Origin of the sequence: Ensifer aridi (assembly GCF_002078505.1) — a bacterium.
GTDB classification, from domain to species: Bacteria; Pseudomonadota; Alphaproteobacteria; order Rhizobiales; family Rhizobiaceae; genus Sinorhizobium; species Sinorhizobium aridi.
Genome location: NZ_LUAV01000007.1, coordinates 84,113 through 106,819, shown reverse-complemented (window position 1 = coordinate 106,819; position 22,707 = coordinate 84,113). Strand labels below are relative to the sequence as shown.

The 22,707-nt window shown below is 61.0% G+C and carries 24 protein-coding genes; 11 read left to right on the top strand and 13 right to left on the bottom strand.

Annotated elements, in window-relative coordinates:
* Positions 1-79: 79 nt before the first annotated feature.
* A complete protein-coding gene (locus AYK65_RS07420; RefSeq protein WP_081158113.1) occupies positions 80-895 on the bottom strand; it encodes a cell envelope integrity EipB family protein in 816 nt (271 codons plus the stop codon).
* A 142-nt stretch (positions 896-1,037) separates the two neighbouring features.
* Here AYK65_RS07420 and AYK65_RS07415 point away from each other — a divergent pair, with 142 nt between their 5' ends.
* From AYK65_RS07415 to AYK65_RS07400, 4 genes are all read left to right on the top strand, one after another.
* Entirely contained in the window at positions 1,038-1,505 is a 468-nt protein-coding gene (locus AYK65_RS07415) for a RidA family protein (protein WP_081158112.1), read from the top strand.
* Positions 1,506-1,517: 12 nt separating this feature from the next.
* On the top strand, positions 1,518-2,243 hold the full coding sequence (locus AYK65_RS07410) for a glycerophosphodiester phosphodiesterase (RefSeq protein WP_026614269.1): 726 nt from the start codon (positions 1,518-1,520) through the stop codon (positions 2,241-2,243).
* Positions 2,244-2,247: 4 nt separating this feature from the next.
* A complete protein-coding gene (locus tag AYK65_RS07405; protein ID WP_026614270.1) occupies positions 2,248-3,426 on the top strand; it encodes a GNAT family N-acetyltransferase in 1,179 nt (392 codons plus the stop codon).
* 75 nt (positions 3,427-3,501) lie between these two features.
* Entirely contained in the window at positions 3,502-3,921 is a 420-nt protein-coding gene (locus AYK65_RS07400) for an HIT family protein (protein WP_026614271.1), read from the top strand.
* A gap of 153 nt (positions 3,922-4,074) precedes the next feature.
* Here AYK65_RS07400 and AYK65_RS07395 read toward each other — a convergent pair whose 3' ends face one another.
* The 8 genes from AYK65_RS07395 to AYK65_RS07355 form a co-directional block, all read right to left on the bottom strand.
* The gene (locus tag AYK65_RS07395; protein WP_081158111.1) at positions 4,075-4,446 is read right to left on the bottom strand and encodes an AzlD domain-containing protein; all 372 of its coding nucleotides are present in this window, start codon (positions 4,444-4,446) and stop codon (positions 4,075-4,077) included.
* Positions 4,416-5,153, bottom strand: coding sequence for an AzlC family ABC transporter permease (locus AYK65_RS07390; protein WP_373414006.1), 738 nt, complete (start codon positions 5,151-5,153; stop codon positions 4,416-4,418). The genes AYK65_RS07395 and AYK65_RS07390 overlap by 31 nt, the downstream gene beginning before the upstream one ends.
* Before the next feature lie 85 nt (positions 5,154-5,238).
* Positions 5,239-7,749 (bottom strand): ATP-dependent Clp protease ATP-binding subunit ClpA, encoded by a 2,511-nt coding sequence (clpA, locus tag AYK65_RS07385; RefSeq protein ID WP_026614274.1) that lies wholly within the window; start codon positions 7,747-7,749, stop codon positions 5,239-5,241.
* 9 nt (positions 7,750-7,758) lie between these two features.
* Positions 7,759-8,112: an ATP-dependent Clp protease adapter ClpS gene (gene clpS, locus AYK65_RS07380; protein WP_026614275.1), complete on the bottom strand. Its 354-nt coding sequence runs from the start codon at positions 8,110-8,112 to the stop codon at positions 7,759-7,761.
* 273 nt (positions 8,113-8,385) lie between these two features.
* Positions 8,386-8,739, bottom strand: a complete 354-nt coding sequence (locus tag AYK65_RS07370; RefSeq protein WP_026614277.1) for a phasin family protein — start codon at positions 8,737-8,739, stop codon at positions 8,386-8,388.
* Positions 8,740-8,949: 210 nt separating this feature from the next.
* Positions 8,950-9,153: a DUF3126 family protein gene (locus AYK65_RS07365; protein ID WP_026614278.1), complete on the bottom strand. Its 204-nt coding sequence runs from the start codon at positions 9,151-9,153 to the stop codon at positions 8,950-8,952.
* A 189-nt stretch (positions 9,154-9,342) separates the two neighbouring features.
* Positions 9,343-10,170, bottom strand: a complete 828-nt coding sequence (gene cysE, locus AYK65_RS07360) for a serine O-acetyltransferase (protein WP_026614279.1) — start codon at positions 10,168-10,170, stop codon at positions 9,343-9,345.
* Between the two features lie 215 nt (positions 10,171-10,385).
* Positions 10,386-11,165, bottom strand: coding sequence for an alpha/beta fold hydrolase (locus AYK65_RS07355; RefSeq protein WP_026614280.1), 780 nt, complete (start codon positions 11,163-11,165; stop codon positions 10,386-10,388).
* A 179-nt stretch (positions 11,166-11,344) separates the two neighbouring features.
* Here AYK65_RS07355 and AYK65_RS07350 point away from each other — a divergent pair, with 179 nt between their 5' ends.
* Entirely contained in the window at positions 11,345-11,590 is a 246-nt protein-coding gene (locus AYK65_RS07350; RefSeq protein WP_081158110.1) for a zinc-finger domain-containing protein, read from the top strand.
* 27 nt (positions 11,591-11,617) lie between these two features.
* Positions 11,618-12,790 (top strand): FAD-dependent oxidoreductase, encoded by a 1,173-nt coding sequence (locus AYK65_RS07345; protein ID WP_081158109.1) that lies wholly within the window; start codon positions 11,618-11,620, stop codon positions 12,788-12,790.
* 50 nt (positions 12,791-12,840) lie between these two features.
* Here AYK65_RS07345 and AYK65_RS07340 read toward each other — a convergent pair whose 3' ends face one another.
* The gene (locus AYK65_RS07340) at positions 12,841-14,028 is read right to left on the bottom strand and encodes a cystathionine beta-lyase (RefSeq protein ID WP_026614283.1); all 1,188 of its coding nucleotides are present in this window, start codon (positions 14,026-14,028) and stop codon (positions 12,841-12,843) included.
* Between the two features lie 334 nt (positions 14,029-14,362).
* Here AYK65_RS07340 and AYK65_RS07335 point away from each other — a divergent pair, with 334 nt between their 5' ends.
* The 5 genes from AYK65_RS07335 to AYK65_RS07315 all read left to right on the top strand — a co-directional run bounded on the left by AYK65_RS07335 (position 14,363) and on the right by AYK65_RS07315 (position 19,425).
* The gene (locus AYK65_RS07335) at positions 14,363-15,388 is read left to right on the top strand and encodes an amino acid ABC transporter substrate-binding protein (RefSeq protein ID WP_026614284.1); all 1,026 of its coding nucleotides are present in this window, start codon (positions 14,363-14,365) and stop codon (positions 15,386-15,388) included.
* Between the two features lie 88 nt (positions 15,389-15,476).
* Entirely contained in the window at positions 15,477-16,670 is a 1,194-nt protein-coding gene (locus tag AYK65_RS07330; protein ID WP_026614285.1) for an amino acid ABC transporter permease, read from the top strand.
* 4 nt (positions 16,671-16,674) lie between these two features.
* Positions 16,675-17,829, top strand: a complete 1,155-nt coding sequence (locus AYK65_RS07325) for an amino acid ABC transporter permease (RefSeq protein WP_026614286.1) — start codon at positions 16,675-16,677, stop codon at positions 17,827-17,829.
* A gap of 16 nt (positions 17,830-17,845) precedes the next feature.
* Entirely contained in the window at positions 17,846-18,622 is a 777-nt protein-coding gene (locus AYK65_RS07320; RefSeq protein ID WP_026614287.1) for an amino acid ABC transporter ATP-binding protein, read from the top strand.
* A gap of 185 nt (positions 18,623-18,807) precedes the next feature.
* Positions 18,808-19,425 (top strand): GntR family transcriptional regulator, encoded by a 618-nt coding sequence (locus AYK65_RS07315; protein WP_026614288.1) that lies wholly within the window; start codon positions 18,808-18,810, stop codon positions 19,423-19,425.
* A gap of 127 nt (positions 19,426-19,552) precedes the next feature.
* On the opposite strand, the gene AYK65_RS07310 is transcribed toward AYK65_RS07315, so the two are convergent.
* From AYK65_RS07310 to AYK65_RS07300, 3 genes are all read right to left on the bottom strand, one after another.
* A complete protein-coding gene (locus AYK65_RS07310) occupies positions 19,553-20,365 on the bottom strand; it encodes a ferredoxin--NADP reductase (protein WP_026614289.1) in 813 nt (270 codons plus the stop codon).
* A 145-nt stretch (positions 20,366-20,510) separates the two neighbouring features.
* Positions 20,511-21,011: a DUF934 domain-containing protein gene (locus AYK65_RS07305; RefSeq protein WP_026614290.1), complete on the bottom strand. Its 501-nt coding sequence runs from the start codon at positions 21,009-21,011 to the stop codon at positions 20,511-20,513.
* Positions 21,012-21,029: 18 nt separating this feature from the next.
* Positions 21,030-22,703, bottom strand: coding sequence for a nitrite/sulfite reductase (locus AYK65_RS07300; protein ID WP_081158108.1), 1,674 nt, complete (start codon positions 22,701-22,703; stop codon positions 21,030-21,032).
* Positions 22,704-22,707: the final 4 nt, after the last annotated feature.

The following is a 22,707-nucleotide window of genomic DNA, read 5'->3' as shown; positions in this document are numbered from 1 at the left end:
AAGACTGGTGGGCATTTTTTGCCTGAAACGGCTCACAGCTCTCGTTATCCCGAAAGCACAGACAGTTTCGGGCGATACGCTACTTGCACTCTTCGGCATTGAAGACTTCGAGGTCTGCGAGCTTCCCGCTCAGCACGAAGTCGCCGTAGTCCATCGTCAAGTCCCGCGTGACGCCGTTCTCGTAGAGTTTGAAGGACATGCGATAGATGGGCTGCGCGTCGCCGCTGGCGTTGTCGTTGAAGTAGGATATCGTCACCGGCCAATATTTTTCGCCCGCGAGCCTGCCCGCCTTGCCGGCGTCGGCCTCGTCCGCGGAGGGCTGACGCGGCTTGCCGACGAAGGTCGACGTGATCAGCGTCTTGTCGCCCGTATCGGAGCCGTCGAAAATGCGGGACTCGAAGAACGACTCGCCCCTCTTCGCCCGCTCGATCACCTCCAACATGTGCTCGGTCGGAAAGCGGCTCGCGGCCAGAGCAACCTCGCGCTTGTCGGGTGCGGTGAGCTCGACCTTGACGCCGGTCTTTTCCTCATGCGCGCTTCCGCGCACCTCCTTGTCCAGCTTTTCATCGGTGAAGGACCGGGTCAGGAAGCGGAAGCTGCCGTTCTTCATGTCCTCATAGGTGGTGGTCTGCTGATCGGTCAGGCGAACCTCCTCCCCGGTATCGACCTGAGTGACGAAGCGGAAGCTCACGGTATAGCCTTCGCAGGGAGAGCCGTTGAACTCGTAGACCATGCGACCATACATGCCGGAAATTCCGGAACGTTCGGAGGCGTCCTTCAATTCCAGGTCGTAGACTGCACGATGGGGAGCGAGCGCGCTCGCATTCGCCCCGGCAGTCATGACAGCGAAACAGAGAGCCCCCAGACTGGCACGACCGAAGCCTTTACGAAACATCCGTTTCCTCCTGTTGGACTCGCCGGCAATGCGATAAACAAGCTTTCGGCAGAAGCGAGGCAGATCCGTTCCGGCTGGCGCCTGTCGTGATCCTGCCTCTGCATGCAGGATTTTACCACAAAAGACAACAAGGGAGCCTTTCATGTCCGCAGAGATCGAAAAGCGTCTTACCGAGCTCGGCATCGTCCTTCCACAGGCGGTCGCACCCGTCGCGAATTACGTGCCCTACGTCGTCACCGGCTCGACGCTCTATATTTCCGGACAATTGCCGATGGAAGGCGGCAAGGTCGCCGTGACGGGGCATGTCGGCAAGGACGTCGACGTCGCCGCCGCGCAACGGGCCGCGGAGCTCTGCGCGATCAACATCCTGGCGCAGGCCAAGGCAGCTTTGGGCGGCGATCTCGGCCGCATCCGGCGCCTCGTCAAGATCAACGGCTTTGTCGGCTCGACTCCCGATTTCACCGAACAACACCTTGTCATCAACGGCGCCTCAAATCTTTTCGCCAATGTGCTCGGTGAGGCCGGCAAGCACGCGCGGGCCGCTGTAGGCATGGCCTCCCTACCCTTCAACGCGGCCGTCGAGATCGACGCCATCGTCGAAATCGCCTGATCAGGGACTCTCATGAAGGACATTTCCTGGCTCAAAGCCCAGCCGATAGCTCATCGGGGCTATCACGACATGAACCGTGAGGTTTGGGAGAACACGCTATCCGCCTTCCAGCGCGCGGCCGAAGCCGGCTTCGCAATCGAATGCGACCTGCAATTCACGGCCGATAGCGTGCCGGTCATCTTCCACGACCACGACCTCGAGCGTCTCTGCGGGATTAAAGGAGATGTGCGGGAGAAGACGGCCGCCGAACTCGGGCTGCTGTCGATCGGCGGCACCAAGGACAAGGTGCCGACGCTCGCTCAAATGCTTCGCCTCGTAAATGGCCGTGTTCCGATCGTCCTGGAACTCAAGGGCCGGAAAGGCGATGACGAGGGTTTCGCCGCGGCGGTTCTCGATGTGCTCGAAGACTACGAGGGACGCGTCGCGCTGATGAGCTTCGATCACTGGCTGCTCAAGGACCTCAAGGCGCTCGACGTGCCGTATCCGCTCGGCCTGACGGCCGACGGCGCCAAACCGGAGACTTTCTTCGTGCACGAGGAAGCAATGCAGCTCGGTCTCGATTTCATCTCCTATTTCTACGGCCATCTGCCGAACAGCTTTATCAGCAAGGAACGCGCCCTCGGCCGCACCATCATCACCTGGACGGTGCGCGATAAGGCGGCACAGGAGCATACATTCGCCAATGCGGATCAAATGACCTTCGAGGGTTTCGATCCGCGGGAGACCATGATTTCCTAAGCGCATGACAGACGCGATCAACATCCGCATCGAACACTCGTTCACCGCGATCTCGCCAGCGCGCTGGAGCAGGCTTGCCGGCGCGTCACGGGGGCATGCCGGCACGCCCTACAATCCCTTCGTGTCGCACGCCTACCTGTCGGCGCTCGAGGAATCGGGTTCGGCGACGGCGGAGACGGGTTGGCTCGGGCAGCATCTGCTGATGGAGGATGCGGACGGCTCATTGCGCGGGGCGCTCGTCTGCTACGTCAAAAGCCACAGCCAGGGCGAATATGTCTTCGATCATGGATGGGCGGATGCTTTCGAGCGTGCCGGCGGCCGCTACTATCCGAAGCTGCAATGCTCGGTCCCGTTCACGCCGGTCACCGGACCGCGGCTCCTGGCAGCCGAAGAGGACGATCCACGCCTGGTTCGTGACGCCCTTGTGGCGGGCCTCAAGGAGTTGACGCGTCGTCACGGTCTCTCCTCGGCCCACGTCACCTTCGTGCCCCCGGACGAAATGGCGACGTTCGAACGGGCGGGATTTCTGCACCGGACCGATCAGCAGTTCCATTTCACCAATGCCGGCTACGGATCGTATGACGACTTTCTCGCCACGCTCGCGTCGCGAAAGCGCAAGGCGTTGAAACGGGAACGGCGGGCGGCCGTCGAACATGGCATAAGCATCGATTGGCTGACCGGCAGCGACCTTACCGAATCGATCTGGGACCAGTTCTTCGCCTTCTATATGGACACCGGCGGCCGCAAATGGGGCCGCCCCTATCTGACGCGCGCGTTCTATTCCCTGATCGGCGAGAGAATGGCCGACGACATATTGCTGGTCATGGCCAAGCGCCACGGACGCTACATCGCGGGCGCGATCAACTTCATCGGCGGCGACGCGCTTTACGGGCGGCACTGGGGGTGCATCGAGGATCATCCCTTCCTGCATTTCGAAGTCTGCTATCATCAGGCCATCGACTTCGCGATCGCCAAGGGCCTGAAGCGTGTCGAGGCGGGCGCTCAGGGCGAGCACAAGCTTGCGCGCGGCTATATGCCGGTGATGACCCACTCGGTACATTTCATCACCCATGCCGGGCTTGCACGCGCCGTCGCCGACTATCTCGAAAGGGAGCGCCGGGATGTGGAAGAAACCGGCGAGTTCCTTGCAGAGCACGGGCCTTTCCGCAAAGCGGAGCACTAGGATCTAAATCATCGCGGCACAGGACGACTTGAAAAGCCGCGGTGTTCCCATCAGCGTGCAAGAAGAGGAAACGACATGAGCGCATACGACACCAACAATATCTTCGCCAAAATATTGCGCGGCGAAATTCCTTCGCACCGCGTCTACGAGGACGAGGCGACGGTCGCGTTCATGGATGTGATGCCGCAGGCGGAGGGGCACGTGCTCGTGCTGCCGAAGGCGCCGTCACGCAACATTTTCGACGCCGATCCCGCAACCTTGCCTGCCCTGATCGCCACGGTCCAGAAGATCGCGATCGCCGCGAAGGCTGCCTTCGATGCCCACGGCGTAACCATCATGCAGTTCAACGAGCCGCCGGCCGGCCAATCGGTCTTCCACCTGCATTTCCACGTCATCCCCCGCCGGGAAGGTGTTCCGCTGAGGCCGCATTCCGGCCGGATGGAGGACAACGAGGTCCTGGCTGCAAACGCGGAGAAAATTCGGCGGGCGCTTTAATGCATGTCGCCCAAAGGTGTGCGGCGGTTTTGGAACAGCGACATGCACAAAAACGAGGACTAAAGCGCGTCGCGCTTTAGTCCTGCGGGAAATCGGGAAAGCCCCCGTCGATACCCTTTTGCCCCTGAGGGGCCACGCTGAGCCGATGGTCCGTCAAAATCCCAGCCACCAGAGGCCTGCGCCCAATACAGCTATCGATGTCGCAATTCCGACCGTGGGTTTCTGGCGGGCGAGAAAGAAAGCGATCGCCCCCACGATTAACGCACCAAGGCGGAGCCAGAGGGGCGACTGCGCCAGAACCCCTGTCGGATAGAGGATCAGCTTCGCGATGACGGCCGCGACGAGCGCGGTGGCGACCGCCCTCACCCAGTTCAAGGCTTCCGAATCCTCGCGGAGCCGCTTGCCGGCGAGGACGCCGAGCCATCGCCAGATGTCGGTCGCGAGCCAGCCGGCAATCGCGATGAAGGCATAGGCCCACCATCCGTCCAGCCAGGTCACGCGCTTTTCTCCTGTCGCGAACGCCAAATGCGCTCGCCAAGCCAGGCGAGCGTTCCGCCGCCGACGCCGGCGAGGAGAATGTCGAATTCCGGCGCGATCCAGTAAAACAGCGGCCCCGCGAGAAGGCCGACGCCAAGCGCCGCATAGACTACCGGATGGCGCGCCGAGTGCCAGATCGAGGCAAGGAAGTAGACGGGCGTCAGGAAGAAGAGGCAGCCAGCAATGATCGGCGGGAATTCGGCGACAACGTGATAGACGATGCCGACCAGCAGCATGTTTGCGGTAACCAGCGTGATGCTGAAACCGGCGAAGAATGTTGCGCGACGATCGCGCGGTACCTCCTGCACCCGCTCCATCGCAAAGACCCAGGCGGTGATCGCCACGAAGTGCGAGAGCACGAGAAGCAGCCATGTCGGTGTTCTCGACCCCCGCAATTCGGGGACGAGGGCCGCAACCATCGGCATCAAACGGACCGACGATAGCGTAACGGCGAGGAAGGCCGTGGCAAGACTGGCACCGCTGAGAATCGAGCTCACCAGTATGACCTTTGCCGGCAAGGCCCAGACGATGCCGGTCATGAACACGACCTGCTCCGGCGGAATTCCCGCCTGCACGGTCAGCGAGCAGAACCCGACGAAAGAAAGCATCAGGATGATGGCCGGAAGGCTGAAAATCCCGCGCGCGCCGGTCAGAAACCAGGCAAGGGATGATCGGTCGTCTTTCACACGCTCCATGGACGTCATGGGAACCGCGCCTTCCGCTCAACAACACAGTGCCGGGCGGGGCCGCCCGGCACTGTCAGGGTCAATCGCGATTGCGCTATTTCTTGCGCGGTACTTTTGGAACTGTCCGGCCCCTGAGAGGAGTCGAGTCCGAGCCGTCGCCACCGCCGGTAGAGGCCTTCGCCGACTTCTTCGGCTTCGCCTTCGGAGCAGCCTCAGCCGAGACCGTTTCCTTCTCGTCCGCCTTCTTGGCCTTGGCGCCTTTGCCCGCGGGGCGCGATACCTCGGCCTTGGGCTTAATCGGCGCCGTCTCCGGCACGGCGTCCAGGATCAGCCCCTCGCTGCCGTCCTCCTTCGTTCCGATCGTCACCTTGACGACGCCGCCCTTCTTGAGCTTGCCGAAGAGGATTTCATCCGCGAGCGGCTTCTTGATGTTTTCCTGGATGACGCGCGCAAGCGGGCGCGCACCCATTTTTTCATCGTATCCCTTCTCTGCGAGCCAGGCGACGGCATCCGGTGCAAGGTCGAAGGTGACGTTGCGCTCGGCGAGTTGCGTCTCGAGCTGCATGACGAATTTCTGCACGACCTTATGAATGACCGGCGTCGGCAGCGAAGCGAACGGAATGACCGCATCCAGACGGTTGCGGAACTCCGGCGTGAACAGACGGTTCAGCGCCTCGACATCCTCTCCGCTTCGCTTGGAGGAACCGAAGCCAATCGCCGGCCGGGCCATGTCCGATGCGCCGGCATTGGTCGTCATGATCAGAATTACGTTGCGGAAGTCGATCTTCTTGCCGTTATGGTCGGTCAGCGAACCGTGATCCATGACCTGCAGCAGGATGTTGAAGAGGTCCGGATGGGCCTTCTCGATCTCATCCAGCAAGAGCACGCAGTGCGGATGCTGGTCGACACCGTCGGTCAGGAGACCGCCCTGGTCGAAGCCGACGTAGCCGGGGGGCGCGCCGATCAGACGAGACACGGTATGGCGTTCCATGTATTCCGACATGTCGAAGCGCAGCAGCTCGACGCCAAGCGACGTCGCCAACTGCTTGGCCACCTCCGTCTTGCCGACACCGGTCGGGCCGGTGAAGACGTAGCAGCCGATCGGCTTGTTGGGCTCTCTCAGGCCCGCACGCGCCAGCTTGATCGACGAGGCCAGTGCCTCGATCGCCAGATCCTGACCGTAGACGACCGAGCGAAGCTCCTTTTCGAGATTGGCAAGCACCGCCTCGTCGTCCTTCGAGACCGTCTTCGGCGGGATGCGCGCCATCGTCGCGATCGTCGCCTCAATCTCCTTCTCGGTGATCAGCTTGCGGCGTTTGTTCACCGGCAAAAGCATTTGCGCTGCACCGGATTCGTCGATGACGTCGATCGCCTTGTCCGGCAGCTTCCGATCGTTGATATAGCGCGCCGAAAGCTCGACCGCCGCCCTGATGGCCTCGCTGGAATATTTGAGCTGGTGGTAGTCCTCGAAGTAGGGCTTCAATCCCTTCATGATTTCGATCGTATCGGCGATCGTCGGCTCGTTGACGTCGATCTTCTGGAAGCGACGGACAAGCGCGCGGTCCTTCTCGAAGAACTGGCGATACTCCTTGTAGGTCGTCGAACCGATGCAGCGGATCGCACCCGAAGAGAGCGCCGGCTTCAGCAGGTTGGACGCGTCCATGGCGCCGCCCGAGGTGGCGCCGGCACCGATGACGGTATGGATCTCGTCGATAAAGAGAACGGCTCCGGGATATTCCTCGAGCTCCTTGACAACCTGCTTCAGGCGTTCCTCGAAGTCGCCACGGTAGCGCGTTCCGGCGAGCAGCGTTCCCATATCCAGTGCGAAAATCGTAGCGTCCTGAAGCGCCTCCGGCACCTTCTTCTCGACGATGCGCTTGGCGAGACCCTCGGCAATCGCCGTCTTGCCCACACCCGGATCACCGACATAGAGCGGGTTGTTCTTGGACCTGCGGCAAAGCACCTGTATCGTCCGGTTGACTTCGGCATGGCGACCGATCAACGGGTCGATCTTTCCGGATTTCGCCTTCTCGTTGAGATTGACGCAGTAGGCGGTGAGCGCATCCTGCTGCTTCTTCGGACCTGCCTCCTCGCTCTCGCGCGATGGCTTCTGCTCGGAGTCCTGATCCTCCGCTCCGCGCACCGGCCGCGACTCGGAAGTGCCCGGCCGCTTGCCGATCCCGTGGGAGATGAAATTGACCGCGTCGTAACGCGTCATCTCCTGCTCCTGCAGGAAATAGGCGGCATGGCTTTCGCGCTCGGCGAAGATCGCGACGAGCACGTTGGCGCCCGTCACCTCCTCGCGGCCCGAGGATTGCACGTGGATGACGGCGCGTTGGATTACCCGTTGAAAGCCGGCCGTCGGCTTCGAATCCTCGTCATAGCCCGTCACCAGGTTCGACAATTCGTTGTCGACGTAGTCGGTTACGGTCTTGCGAAGCGTGTCGAGATTAACATTGCACGCGCCCATCACAGCCGCCGCATCGGCATCGTCGATCAATGCCAGCAGCAGGTGCTCGAGCGTCGCATATTCATGATGGCGCTCGTTGGCATAAGTCAGTGCCTGATGCAGCGCCTTTTCGAGGCTGGGCGAAAATGTTGGCACGTTAGTTCCTCATTTCTTTTCCATGACGCATTGCAACGGATGTTGATGCTGCCTGGCGAAATCCATCACCTGCGTCACTTTGGTTTCGGCGACTTCGTAGGTGAAGACGCCGCATTCTCCAACGCCGTGGTTGTGGACATGGAGCATTATGCGGGTCGCCTCTTCCCGGTTCTTCTGAAAGAAGCGCTCCAGGATATGAACGACGAACTCCATCGGCGTGTAATCGTCATTCAAAAGCAGGACGCGATACAAACTCGGCTTCTTGGTCTTCGGCTTGGTGCGCGTAATGACGGACGTGCCACGACTGGGGCCGCCTCCGTCTCCTTCGCTTCCCTGCTGCATCCGGACCGGCATGGCGATCATTCTTGTTCATTCCCTTGACAGCCGCGGAGCATGCGAATTCGGCCGCGACGTGCTTGCCCTTATCTAATGGTTCGTTCTGGGATTTTAAGACCGAACCAACGCACTGCAATCATATTCGCACGACGAAACACAAGATTGATCAAATTTCTTCGCCGGCCGCGGCAACCTTCGCGCGTCGCTCTCACGAGCTTCTGGAAAGCACGCATGCGAAAGCAAGAAGGCCAGCCGCGGCAACCGCGACCGGCCTTCTGACGACGGTAATGGTCGAAATCGTCAGGCGGCAGCGGCCGTCTTGACTGCTGCGGTAGCCTTGGCAACCGGGGCCTCGTAGGGCTTGTAGGCGTCCTTCGCGAGGTCTGCGTACATTTCACCGATCTTCGTTGCTTCGGCGACGAAACCTTCATAGCTCGACTTCAGATAGTTGGTCTGAAGCTCGAATGCGGCCTCGAGGCTCTTGGCGCCGGCAAGCTTTTCGAAATGGGCAATGCCGTCCTCAAAGGTCTTCTTCGAATAGTCCGCCGTTTCGGTCGCAATGGCTTGAAAGCCCTTGGTCAGGGCGGAATAGCTCTTCACGGCCACGTCCAAGGCTTCTTTGCTCTTCTTATTCGCATCGTCGAAGTTAAACATCGGTGTCTCCTTGTGGGGCTAGGCAGAAGATAGTCTAGGTGCGCTGCACAAAAAGTCAAGTTCAGTGTGCATTGCAATAAAACACAATTCTTGCAACGACTTGATGAAGATCAGGAGACTTTTGAAGAATTTCTGAAAAAGTATGATTTTAATAACAAAAGCCCGGCGTGATCGCTCAGTGCCGGGCTTCGCAAGGCGAGGTCGCAAAACTCACAGATCCACGTCGAGGATCGCCATCGAGAAGTTGTAGGAGAGCTCACCATCCTCCTCGTCGCGGAAGAGGACGCCGAGAAATTCGTCGCCGAGATAGACTTCGGCGGATTCGTCCTTCTTCGGACGAGCCTTGACGACCATCGACTGATTGAAGGTGCGCTTGAAATAGGCCTCAAGCTTGCGGATTTCTTCGGGATTCAAATCTTTTTCTCCGTAGCCGTTGATTTGCCGCGCTTGTTGCACGGGCCGTTGCCAGGTGTAAACCCGTCGCAGCGCCGAACGCTTGTGTAGACGCACAAAGGCGGCCGCAACGTTTTGAATTGCTGCATAAATTTTTCCTCCAAGCGATCCCCGACCGAGGAAATCATGCGGCGCCGGGCGGCCTCAGCGTCAGATATCGAAACTGGCGAGGATCTGATCCATTTGACGCGAAGGCTCGGAGCAACCCGCTTCGCCGACGACTTTCGCCGGGACACCAGCCACCGTCGTCTTCGGCGGAACGGGCTTCAGGACGACCGAACCGGCAGCCACGCGTGAGCAATGGCCGATATGAATATTGCCGAGGATCTTCGCGCCGGCACCGATCAGCACGCCATTGCCGATCTTCGGATGACGGTCGCTCCCCTCCTTGCCGGTGCCGCCGAGCGTCACACCGTGCAGGATCGAGACATTGTCGCCGATGACCGCGGTCTCGCCGACGACGAGACCCGTCGCATGGTCGAGGAAGATCCCCCGTCCGATGCGGGCCGCCGGGTTGATATCCGTCTGGAAGACGCTCGATGAGCGGCTCTGGAGATAAAGCGCGAAATCCTTCCGCCCGCGGTTCCACAGCCAATGGGCGAGACGGTGCGTCTGGATGGCGTGGAACCCCTTGAAGTAAAGCACCGGCTCGATGAAACGCGTGCAGGCGGGGTCGCGATCATAGACCGCCTGGATATCGACGCGCAGGATCGCGCCCCATTCAGGCCAGTCCTCGAGCATTTCTGCAAAGGTCTGGTGCAAAAGGCTTGCCTGAAGATCGGGATGGTCCAGCCGCTCGCAGATGCGGTAGATGACGCTTTCCTCGAGCGAATGCTGATTGACGACCGTCGAATAGAGGAAGGCGGCCAGCATTGGGTCGCGCTCGGCTGCCATACGGGCCTCTTCGCGCAGGCTGTCCCAGATCGGATCGATCGCCTTGAGCGCGTCGGTATGGCGAAGTTCGGTCTTTGCGACCATGTCGCTCTCCTTCCTGGCCGATCCCTCGGCTTGGTCAGTCTTTGCTCGCCGGCGGCGGCGTCGTTTCGGCCATATATAGGCCAATTCCCCGCCGACATAAATGGCCTCGCCGCATTTCAGCCGTGAGTGGCAGCGGGCCTGTAGCGCTCGCATCGAACCGAGCGCTACAGCACCCGATTTTGAATCGGCTCCGGTTGAAGGGAGAATGCGGTGGCTCACCCCACCTCAGCCAGAAATTCCAGGACCGCCTTCTTGAACACGCGGTCGCCGACGGCGAGCATATGGTCCCGTCCGGGAATGTCCAGCGCCCTTGCATGCGGCATCAGGGCGGCAAGTTCCTGCGCCGAACCGGCAATGTCATCCTTGGTTCCGACACCGATCAGAACCGGCACGTCGATGCGCCGGATCTCCTCGGGGGAAAGCAGATCCCTCGAGGTCGAGATGCATGCGGCGAGTGCCTGCCGGTCGCTCTTCGTCTGATCGGCAAAGGCGCGGAACATTCGGCCGCGCGCGTGGGTCACGTCGTCAAGCGACGGCGCGACCAGCGCATCGGCGATCGGATCCCACTCCCCCACCCCGGTGACCATGCCTATTCCCAAGCCGCCGAACACGAGCGAGCGGACGCGGTCCGGATGTCGCAGGGCCAGGAAAGCGGAAATGCGTGCACCCATCGAATAGCCCATGACATGCGCGTCGGCGATGCCGAGATGAACCAGCAGCGCCGCCGCATCGCCGGCCATCTGCTGCGGGTGGTAGAGCGAGGGATCGTAAGGCTTGCTGCTCATCCCATGGCCGCGATTGTCGAGAGCGATCACCCGATAACCGGCGTCACCGAGCGTCTTCAGCCAGCCGGGAAACACCCAATTGACGTTGGCGCTCGATGCAAAGCCGTGGATCAGGAGGATCGGGTCTCCCGAGGGATCACCCCCGTCGAAAAAGGCGATTTCCAGTCCGTCATGCACAAAACGGGAAAATGGCGGAGGATTCAGGTCCATCTCGTTTCCTGGTACTTCATCCTGTTTGCGCCGCAAACTAGGTGGTAAAGCCTCGGTCGGAAACCCCCGCCGGTCCAAAAACCACAGGCGCGGCATGTTTGCTGCTACACATTTGCGGCAAAGCTCACTATGGTGCCGACAAATCGACATCACGAGACTTGCATTCATCGGAGTACGACATGGCCGGCCACAGCATCCCTCATTTCCAGAACGACGGCGGGCACCGGGTCATCGAGATCGGCGTTAAGGAATTCATGTGCACGGGCGCATCCGCGCCGTTCGACCATCCTCATATCTTCATCGACATGGGCGACGACAACGAGAAAGTCTGTTCCTATTGCTCGACGCTCTATCGTTACAATCCGTCGCTCAAGGCGACAGAGACGAACCCAACGGGATGCCTCTTCGCAAACAAGGCGGCCTGATCCTTCTCAGGCAACGGCGCAACGTCGATGGGAAACGCTGAGCCCGTTGCTATCGTCGGTGCTGGCATCGCCGGCCTGACGACGGCGCTTTGTCTCGCAAGACAGGGCTGGCAAACCGATATTCTCGAGCAAGCCGGCACGCTGACCGAAGTCGGCGCCGGACTGCAGCTGTCGCCGAACGCATCGCGTATCCTCATCGACCTCGGCCTGCTCCCGGCTCTTGAGAGCATCTGGAGCGAGCCGGAGGCGATCTCGCTCGTCGACGGCCGCTCGCTGCGGCCGCTCGCAAGCGTGCCCGCAGGCACCAGCGCCCGCAAACGATGGGCGGCCCCCTACGGCGTGCTCCATCGCGCCGGCTTGCAAAGGATTCTGCTGCACGCGGTGAAGTCCGAACCGCTCTGCCGTCTTCATCTCGGATACCGCGTCGAGCGGAACCCGCGAGCAGCGGTCACCGAAGCGAGCGGGCGACGCCCCGCCGCCATCATCGGCGCGGACGGCATCTGGTCGCAGGTGCGCGCCTCCGTCCCCGGTGCCGCCCCCGTCCGGTTCTCCGGCAACATTGCCTGGCGGTTGATGCTGCCTCTGACGTACGCGGCCAAGTGCCTGTCGAGTAATCGCGTCATGGCTTTCCTCGGACCGAAAGCCCATCTGGTCGCCTATCCGATCCGAGAGGCCGACGCTTTCAACCTGATCGCGATCGTCGCCGGCGAGCCGGCCGCGGAGGCTTGGGCGGGGCGGGGTGCCGAAGACCGGCAAAGCGAACTTTCGGCCGCCTTCGAGGACTGGCACCCCGACCTGCGCTCGATGCTCAAGGGTGCCGCCTCGGCGACCTTTTGGCCGCTGTGCACCGTCGACGACGGCGCGTGGCACAACGGCCGCGACACTATTCTGATCGGCGATGCCGCCCATGCGATGACGCCGTTTGCAGCCCAGGGCGCGGCGATGGCGATCGAGGACGCCCGCGAGCTCGCGCGCTGCCTCGCCGGGAGTCCGGATGTTCCCTCGGCCTTCGCCCGATATGAAGCCGCTCGCAGGGCGCGGATCGACCGGGTGCGCAAGCGCGCTGCATTCAACCGCTTCGCCTATCACGCCGGCGGCCCGGTGCGGATTGCCCGCAATCTCGTTCTCGCACTGAAGGGACCCGAATCGCTCGCAGCCGACCTTGACTGGCTTTACGGATATGGTGCGCAGGATCGGTAGAGGACGGAGGAGGCTTGCCTCGCTCCCCTCTCTCAGCCTTGCTCGTGGGATCAGACCGCGTTTGCGGCCGCGAGGCCCGCCTCGATGTCACGGCGGAGGTCCGGAACATCCTCGAGCCCGATCTGCAGCCGGATGACCGGCCCCTCGGACGGAGCTTTGGCGATCTTGCGGTCGGACAGGTTGGCGTGAACCGCAAGGCTTTCGAAGCCGCCCCACGAATAGCCGAGACCAAAAAGCGAGAGCGCGTCGAGGAAGGCATGGGCCTTAGCCTTGCTCTTCTCGGCGTCGGCCTTCAGCACGAAAGAGAAAATCCCGCTCGCGCCGCCAAAGTCGCGCTTCCAGAGCTCGTGCCCCGGAAAGCTCGGCAGCGCCGGATGCAGCACGCGCGCCACTTCCTCGCGGCCTTCAAGCCAGCGCGCGATTTCCAGCGCGCTCTCCTGATGGCGTTCGAGGCGAATACCCATCGTGCGCAGACCGCGCAGAATCTGGTAGCTGTCGTCAGGCGAGACGCAGACGCCGAGCGTCACCATCGCTTCACTCAGCGCGGGCCAATGCGCGGCGTTGGCCGACACGGTTCCGAGCAGCACGTCCGAGTGTCCGGAGGGATACTTGGTTGCGGCATGGATGGAAATGTCGACGCCGTGCTCGAGCGGCCGGAAATAGACAGGTGTCGCCCAGGTGTTGTCCATGGTCACGATGCAGCCGTGACGGTGCGCCGCGGCGGCGACCGCCCGGATGTCCTGCATCTCGAACGTATTGGACCCCGGTGCTTCCGTGTGCACCAGCTTGGTGTTCGGCCTGATCAGGCCTTCGATGCCGGCCCCGATCATCGGATCGTAATATTCAATCGTGATACCGAGCCGGGTGAGCATCGTGTCGCAGAAATGGCGGGTCGGGAAGTAGACCGAATCAACGATAAGGGCATGATCACCCGAGGACAGAAAAGCGAGGAAAGGCACGGTGACGGCGGCAAGACCGGAGGGAACCAGAATCGTGCCGGCCGAGCCCTCAAGCTCATTGATCGCCTCACAGAGCGCGTCGGTCGTGGGCGTGCCGCGCGTGCCATAGGTGTATTTCTGCGCCCGGGTCTCCATCGTCCTCGCGTTCGGGAAAAGCACGGTGGAGGCGTGAACCACCGGCGGATTGATGAAGCCATGAAAGTCGGAGGGATTGTTGCCGCTGTGCGCCAGGCGGGTGTTGATGCCCCGCTCTGCGTCCGCGCTCGTCTTGTCTGCCATTGAAACATCCGCTGTTGAAATCTCGACGCCAACTCATCGAACGCGTCACCGGGCAGGTCAAGGAAAATCCGAGATTCGCGGATGGGACGGTTTAGACGCCAACTGGCCGTTTTTTGTTCGGATGGGACGTTTTTCCCGCAAAAACTGCCTAAACTTCTGGCGAGCTTCAGGTTTTTCACACGCAAAATGAGAAAATCGGCGACATCTCTTGACCCTCATAGATTTTGAGCATGAGATAGGCCGCACTCACGCCAGGAGGGTGGCTGAGGCTGCACGCGCCTAAGAGCGCTGCCGTGCAGACGGGAACATAGGACAACCGAAAAGGTTCAAAAAAATGGCAAGAAGAATTCTGACAGCCCTTGTTGGCGCTGCTGTCATGGGGATTGGCGCAAATGCGGCCTCCGCCGCAACCCTTGACGACGTAAAGGCCAAGGGCTTCGTCCAGTGCGGTGTGAATACCGGTCTCACCGGTTTCGCCGCGCCCGACGCGTCGGGCAATTGGAGCGGTTTCGACGTCGACTATTGCAAGGCGATCGCGGCAGCCGTTTTTGGCGATGGAAGCAAGGTCAAGTACACGCCGACTTCCGCGAAGGAGCGTTTCCCGGCGCTGCAGTCCGGTGAGGTCGACGTTCTCGCCCGCAATACCACCTGGACGATCAACCGCGACACCGCGCTCGGCTTCAACTTCCGCCCGGTCAACTACTATGACGGCCAGGGCTTCATGGTGCGCAAGGGCCTCAACGTGAAGTCGGCTCTCGAACTGTCGGGCGCTGCCGTCTGCGTCCAGACCGGTACCACGACCGAACTGAACCTCGCCGACTATTTCAAAACCAACAACCTGCAATATAACCCGGTCGTCTTCGAGAAGCTCGAGGAAGTGAACGCGGCCTATGATGCCGGCCGTTGCGACGTTTACACGACCGACCAGTCCGGCCTCTATTCGCTGCGCCTCACGCTCTCCAACCCGGACGATCACATGATCCTGCCGGAAATCATCTCGAAGGAGCCGCTCGGCCCGGCCGTCCGCCAGGGCGATGACCAGTGGTTCGATATCGTGAGCTGGGTTCACTTCGCGCTGATCCAAGCCGAGGAATTCGGCATCACGCAGGCAAATGTCGAGGAGATGAAGAAGTCGCCCAACCCCGACGTCCAGCGCTTCCTCGGCGTCGAAGCAGACAGCAAGATCGGCACGGACCTCGGTCTCACCAACGAATGGGCTGTCAACGTCATCAAGGCCGTCGGCAACTACGGCGAAGTCTTCGACCGCAACATCGGCGCAGGCAGCCCGCTGAAGATCGAACGCGGCCTGAATGCGCTCTGGAACAAGGGCGGCATCCAGTACGCACCGCCGGTCCGCTGATCGGTCTGGCAAGACGGAGGAGCGGCCACCGCTCCTCCGCTTACAATAAAAACGCCCGAAAAGGGCGGATTGGGGAAAGAGGCATTATATGGCCATTGGCGTTACAGACGCGCCTGAGAAGAGGAAATCCTCTGGATCGATCATCAATGATCCTCAGGTACGCGGAATATTCTACCAGGCAATCACCATCATCATTCTGGCGGTCCTCATTTACTGGATCGTCGATAACACGGTCGAGAATCTGAGGCGCGCGAATATCGCGTCCGGATACGGCTTCCTGAACAGCCGTGCGGGTTTCGACCTTGGACAGTCGCTGATCGCCTTCACCAGCGATTCTTCATACGGCCGCGCTCTGGTTGTCGGTTTCGTCAACACACTGTTGGTGGCGATCACCGGTATCATCACGGCAACTATCATCGGCTTCATCGTCGGCATCGGACGTCTGTCGCACAACTGGATTATTGCCAAGCTGTCGCTCGCCTATGTCGAGGTGTTCCGCAACATTCCGCCGCTGCTGGTCATCTTCTTCTGGTACAGCGGCGTTCTGGCGATCCTGCCGCAGGCGCGCGACGCGCTCGCCCTCCCCCTCGATATTTATGTAAGCAATCGCGGCGTCGCCTTCCCAAGGCCGCTCTTCGGAGAGGGGGCGCAATACACACTGTTCGCCATCATCATCGGCGTCATCGCGTGCTTCGCCTTCGCCCGCTACGCCCGGCAACGGCAGGAGGCGACCGGCCAGCGGCCTCCCGTATTGTGGGCCGTGCTTGGCTTGCTCATCGGTTTGCCGCTGATTACCTTCCTCGCGACCGGCGCTCCACTGACTTTCGACGTTCCGATCGCAGGCAAGTTCAACCTGACGGGCGGGTCGGTCGTCGGACCGGAATTCATGTCGCTCTTCCTCGCTCTTTCCTTCTACACTGCGGCCTTCATCGCAGAGATTGTCCGGGCCGGCATCAGGGGGATCTCGAAGGGACAGACGGAAGCAGCTCATGCACTCGGCATACGCCCAAGGCTCACGACTCGTCTGGTTGTCGTGCCGCAGGCAATGCGCATCATCATCCCGCCATTGACCAGCCAGTACCTCAACCTCACCAAGAACTCGTCGCTGGCCGTCGCCGTCGGCTATGCGGATCTCGTCGCCGTCGGCGGCACGATCCTCAACCAGACCGGACAGTCGATCGAAGTCGTCAGCATCTGGCTCATCGTCTATCTGAGCTTGAGCCTCGCGACGTCGCTGTTCATGAACTGGTACAACGCTCGCATGGCGCTGGTGGAGAGGTGAGGTCATGAGCACGCATCAGGCAAATTTCGTTCGTGCTTCGATGATCGAAGCCTCACCTGCTCCGGCGCTGGAAAGCGGCATCGCCTTCTGGCTGCGGAAGAATCTCTTCGCCACACCACAGGACACGGTGCTGACCATCATCAGCCTGCTCGTGCTGGCCTGGCTGGTTCCGCCAGTGATCCAGTGGCTGTTCATCGACGCTGCCTGGACGGGTGGCGGGCGCGGCGTCTGCGCCACGATCGCGCAGGGCGGTTCGCAGCCGGACGGCTGGAGCGGCGCCTGCTGGGCTTTCGTCAACGCAAAGTTCGACCAGTTCATCTTCGGCCGCTATCCACCCGAGGAGCGGTGGCGCCCCGCCCTCGTCGGCATCCTTTTCGTCCTGTTCCTGGTGCCGATGCTGATCCCCAAGGTGCCCTATAAGGGGTTGAATGCGGTTCTGCTGCTGGCCGTCCTGCCGATCATCGCGATAATCCTTCTCCCCGGCGGCTGGTTCGGCCTCACCTATGTCGAGACGGCGCTCTGGGGCGGCCTCATGGTCACCCTCGCCCTGTCGTTCGTCGGCATCGCGGTCTCGCTGCCGCTTGGCATCCTGCTGGCGCTCGGACGGCGGTCGAACATGCCGGTTATCAAGATGCTCTGCACGGTCTTCATCGAAGTGGTGCGCGGCGTTCCGCTGATCACGGTTCTGTTCATGGCAAGCGTTATGTTGCCTCTGTTTCTGCCGCAGGGGGTCACCTTCGATAAGTTCCTCCGCGCGCTCATCGGCGTGTCGCTCTTCGCGTCGGCCTACATGGCGGAAGTGGTACGCGGTGGCCTGCAGGCGATCCCGAAGGGCCAGTATGAAGGCGCCGATTCGCTGGGCCTCAGCTATTGGCAGAAGATGAATCTCATCATCCTGCCGCAAGCGCTGAAGCTGGTGATCCCGGGCATCGTCAACACCTTCATCGGCCTGTTCAAGGACACGTCGCTCGTCTCGATCATCGGGATGTTCGATCTGCTCGGCATCGTTCGCTTGAACTTCGCCGACGCGAACTGGGCTACCGCCGTCACGCCGGTCACCGGTCTCATTTTCGCAGGCTTTATATTCTGGCTTTTCTGCTTCGGCATGTCGCGCTATTCAGGCTTCATGGAACGCCTGCTCGACAAGAGCCAACGATAAAAGGGGAAAAACATACATGGCAAACACTGCCACTGCTTCAAAGATGACCGTCTCGACGACGGATGTAGCGATCGACATCACCAACATGAACAAATGGTATGGTGATTTCCACGTGCTGCGAGACATCAATCTCAGGGTGATGCGCGGCGAGCGCATCGTCATTGCCGGTCCGTCGGGCTCCGGCAAGTCGACGATGATCCGCTGCATCAATCGGCTCGAGGAGCACCAGAAGGGCAAGATCGTCGTTGATGGCATCGAACTCACCAACGACCTGAAGAAGATCGATGAAGTGCGCCGCGAAGTCGGCATGGTCTTCCAGCACTTCAACCTCTTCCCGCATCTGACGATCCTGGAAAACTGCACGCTTGCCCCGATCTGGGTGCGCAAGATGCCGAAGAAGCAGGCCGAGGAAATCGCGATGCATTTCCTGAAGCGCGTCAAGATTCCCGAGCAGGCCCACAAATATCCAGGTCAGCTTTCAGGCGGCCAGCAGCAGCGCGTGGCGATTGCCCGTTCGCTCTGCATGAATCCGAAGATCATGCTTTTCGACGAGCCGACTTCCGCGCTCGACCCGGAAATGATCAAGGAAGTGCTCGACACAATGGTCGGCCTGGCCGAAGAAGGCATGACGATGCTGTGCGTCACCCACGAAATGGGCTTCGCGCGCCAGGTCGCCAACCGGGTGATCTTCATGGACCAGGGCCAGATCGTCGAACAGAATTCGCCGGCCGAATTCTTCGACAATCCGCAGCATGAGCGCACGAAGCTGTTCCTGAGCCAGATCCTGCACTGATGCGTATCGTCGCAGGATGAAAACGGCCCGCCTCCAAAGGGGCGGGCCTCTTCCTTTATGCCTCTGTCGGCTGCGGCAAGCGTCGTCGCCCGACATCTCCGGCTCCGATCGCCGGCATCAGGGTTGCTTGCCCGCACTCTGAAACTGTGCCACTTTCTGATATATCAGCATCCGGCACAATCCTTATGCACAACAGGTCCCAAGCTCATCTCGCCTACCTCGCGCTCGAGCGGCTTATCGTCACCTTGAAACTGAAACCCGGAACGCTCGTTACAGAGCGCCGGCTGCTTGAGCTCGCCACTTTCGGCCGAACGCCTGTCCGCGAGGCGATCCAGAAGCTTGCCTGGCAGGGACTGATCGAAATCCGCGCGCGCGTGGGCCTGCAGATCACCACAATCCGTCCCGGTGATAGGATCGACGTGATGCAGACGCGGCGGCAACTGGAGCCGCTCGCGGCCGCCCTCGTGGCAGAGCACGCGAATGCCGAGGCGCGGGAGGCCATGAGTGCCTGCGCCCGGCAAATGATGGAATGCGCGGACAAGGGCGATCTTGAGGGCTTCCTCGTCGCCGACAAGATGTTCGACGAGATGATGGAAGAGACCTGCCCTAACCGTTTCCTGACGGCCGCGCTGGCGCCGCTGCAGACACACGCGCGCCGCATCTGGTACGCGTCCGCCTCACCGGAAAAGATGGAGGCGTCGGTCGAGCGACATGTCAAAGTGATCCGCTCCATCGAAGCGGCGGATGGCTTCGCCGCCGCGGCGGCAATGTCGCAGTTGATGGACTACCTGGCGGAGTCTTGAAGAAGCTTGCATCGCCCGCTGAGCAGACCGATAGCCGTCAGCAGTTCCCCCTATGAAAAAGAGACACACCCGTAAGCGAGCATGCCTCTTCAACGATCTTCATAATTCCAGACCGGCTAGCTGCCTCTCAGCCGACGAATGCCCGTTCGATGACGAATTCGGCCGGCTTGTTGTTGGCGCCTTCCGTCAGACCGGCGGCTTCGAGGATTTCTTTGGTGTCCTTCAGCATCGCCGTCGAGCCGCAGATCATGCCGCGGTCGATCGCCGGATCGAGCGGCGGCAGGCCGAGATCGGCGAAGAACTTGCCGTTCGTCATCAGGTCGGTGATCCGGCCCTTGAAGGGGTATTCCTCGCGCGTCACCGTTGCATAGTGCCGGAGCTTACCGCCGACGATCTCGTTCAAAAACTCGTGATTGCGGATCTCCTCGACGAGGTCGAAGCCGTACTTCAGTTCCGCCACGTCGCGGCAGGTATGGGCGAGGATGACCTCCTCAAACTTCTCATAGGTTTCTGGATCGCGGATGAGGCTCGCGAAGGGAGCAATGCCGGTGCCAGTAGAGAACATGTAGAGCCTGCGGCCCGGTACGAGCGCGTCGAGCACGAGCGTGCCCGTCGGCTTCTTGCGCATCAGTACCTGATCACCCGGCTTGATCGCCTGCAGATGCGAAGTGAGCGGGCCGTCCGGAACCTTGATCGAGAAGAACTCCAGCTCCTCATCCCAAGCCGGGCTCGCGACCGAATAGGCGCGATAGATGGGCTTGTCGCCAACCATCAGGCCGATCATCGCAAACTCGCCGGAGCGGAAACGAAACTCCTGCGGGCGCGTCATGCGGAAGCGGAAGAGCCGATCCGTGTAATGTTCGACGCTCGTGACCGTTTCGACGAAGACACCTGCCGGTGCCTGTACCGCGAAATCTTCCTTTTTTGCCGGCGCATTCATCGTGGCTTCAGTCCTGTAATGGTGAGGCTTTTTATCAAGTACGAGCGGATATTCCAAGCTCTGGCGAATTGAAAGGAATTCCCTTCCAAATATAGTCGCTTTCGAGGATTTCGGCTTGCTTCACACTGTCGCGGGCGCGCGTCTTTCACGAGACGCGGCGCCAGCTATAGGAATTCGTATCGGCAGATGGCTTCGCCGTCGGCTGGTAATGGTTGGCTATGCCCGGCAGCCGCCCTTCCGAGAGCCGCCTGATCGCGGTGGCGTTCGTCACGGCGAAGCTGTCGATCCCGCAACGCAGCATCAGCGGAATCTGATCGATCAGCACGTCACCGACGGCGCGAATCTCGCCCTTGAAGCCGAGCCGCGTGCGCAGCAGCGAAGCGTGACTGAAGGCCCGGCCGTCGTTGAAGGCCGGAAACGCGACGGCCACCAGCGCGAGGCGATCGAGATAAGGCGCGAGACGCGTCACGTCGTCGGCCGGTGCGATCAGCACGCCCAGACCGGGGGCATCGCCTGCGGCGACCGCTTCCAGGAACGGACCGAGACCCAATATCGCCTTTTCGTTTGATCCGGCCTTGGTCTCCTCGGTCTCAACGATCCAGGGATCATCGTTCACGAAGCCGGTTTCTTTCCAGATTTTCGTCATCTGCTTCTTATCCCTGCTTCATGCGGCTGCCTGGGCACCGCCGCCATAGAGCGCATCCTTGAAAGGCTGCGGCCCTACCCGACGGTAGGCTTCGAGGAAGGTTTCCGACTTTTCCCGGCGCAGGCCGAGATAGGTGTTGACGATCGTTTCCACCGCGTCCGTTACCTTCTCCGGCTCGAAGCCGCGGCCGATAATCTCGCCGATCGATGTGTTCTCGTCGCCGGAACCACCGAGCGTGATCTGATAAAGCTCTTCACCCTTCTTCTCGACGCCCAGAAGGCCGATATGGCCGACGTGGTGATGCCCGCAAGCATTGATGCAGCCGGAGATCTTTATTTTCAGCTCGCCGATCTCGGCCTGCCGTTCGGGCGAACCGAAACGGCTCGAAATCTCCTGTGCAACCGGAATCGAGCGCGCATTGGCGAGCGCGCAGTAGTCGAGCCCGGGACAGGCGATGATATCGGTGATCAACCCGGCATTGGCAGTCGCAAGACCGGCCGCGACAAGCGCACGGTAGACGGGCTCCAGATCGGCAAGCGCCACATGCGGCAGGATCAAGTTCTGCTCATGACTGACGCGGATTTCGTCGAAGGCGTATTCGTCGGCGATATCGGCGACCGCATCCATCTGCTCGTGGCTAGCGTCGCCTGGAATGCCACCGATCGGCTTCAGCGAGATCGTCACCATGCCGTAGTCGGGATGCTTGTGCGGCTGAACGTTCTGATGCACCCAGCGGGCAAATTCCGGATCGGCCTTCTTCCATCGGGCGAGATTTCCCCAGCCTTCCGGACGGTTCGGGAGCGCCGCAGGCGCGAAATAGGCGGCGATCGCCTGGATGTCGGCATCCGGCAGCTTCAGCTCCGTGTCCTTCAAATTGGCGAATTCGGCTTCGACCTGGCGCGCCAGCTCTTCGGCACCGGTCTCGTGCACGAGGATCTTGATGCGTGCCTTGTATTTGTTGTCGCGGCGGCCATAGAGGTTGTAAACGCGCATGATCGCCGTCGTGTAGGACAGCAGATCCTCTTCCGGCAGGAAGTCGCGGATCTTCTTGGCGATCATCGGGGTACGCCCCTGCCCGCCGCCGACATAGACGGCAAAGGCGAGCTTGCCGTTCTCGTCCTTCTTCAGGTGCAGACCGATATCGTGCACCTGGATCGCGGCGCGGTCGCGCTCGGCGCCGGTCACGGCAATCTTGAACTTGCGCGGCAGGAACGAAAATTCCGGATGCACGCTCGACCATTGCCTGAGGATTTCCGCATAGGGACGCGGATCGGCGACTTCATCGGCAGCGGCACCGGCGAAGTGATCCGCGGTCACGTTGCGAATGCAATTGCCCGAGGTCTGCAGCGCATGCATTTCCACGCTTGCCAAGTCGCTGAGGATATCCGGCGTGTCGGAAAGGCGCGGCCAGTTGTATTGGATGTTCTGGCGTGTGGTGAAATGTCCGTAGCCGCGGTCGTATTTGCGGGCGATGTGCGCCAGCATGCGCATCTGGCGGCTCGAAAGTGTGCCATACGGAATGGCGACGCGAAGCATATAGGCATGAAGCTGCAGATAGACGCCGTTCATTAGGCGCAACGGCTTGAAGGCGTCTTCCGCGAGTTCGCCGGAGAGCCGCCGCTGGACCTGGTCGCGGAACTGCTCGACGCGTGCGGAAACGAAGGCGTGGTCGAATTCGTCGTAACGGTACATCGGG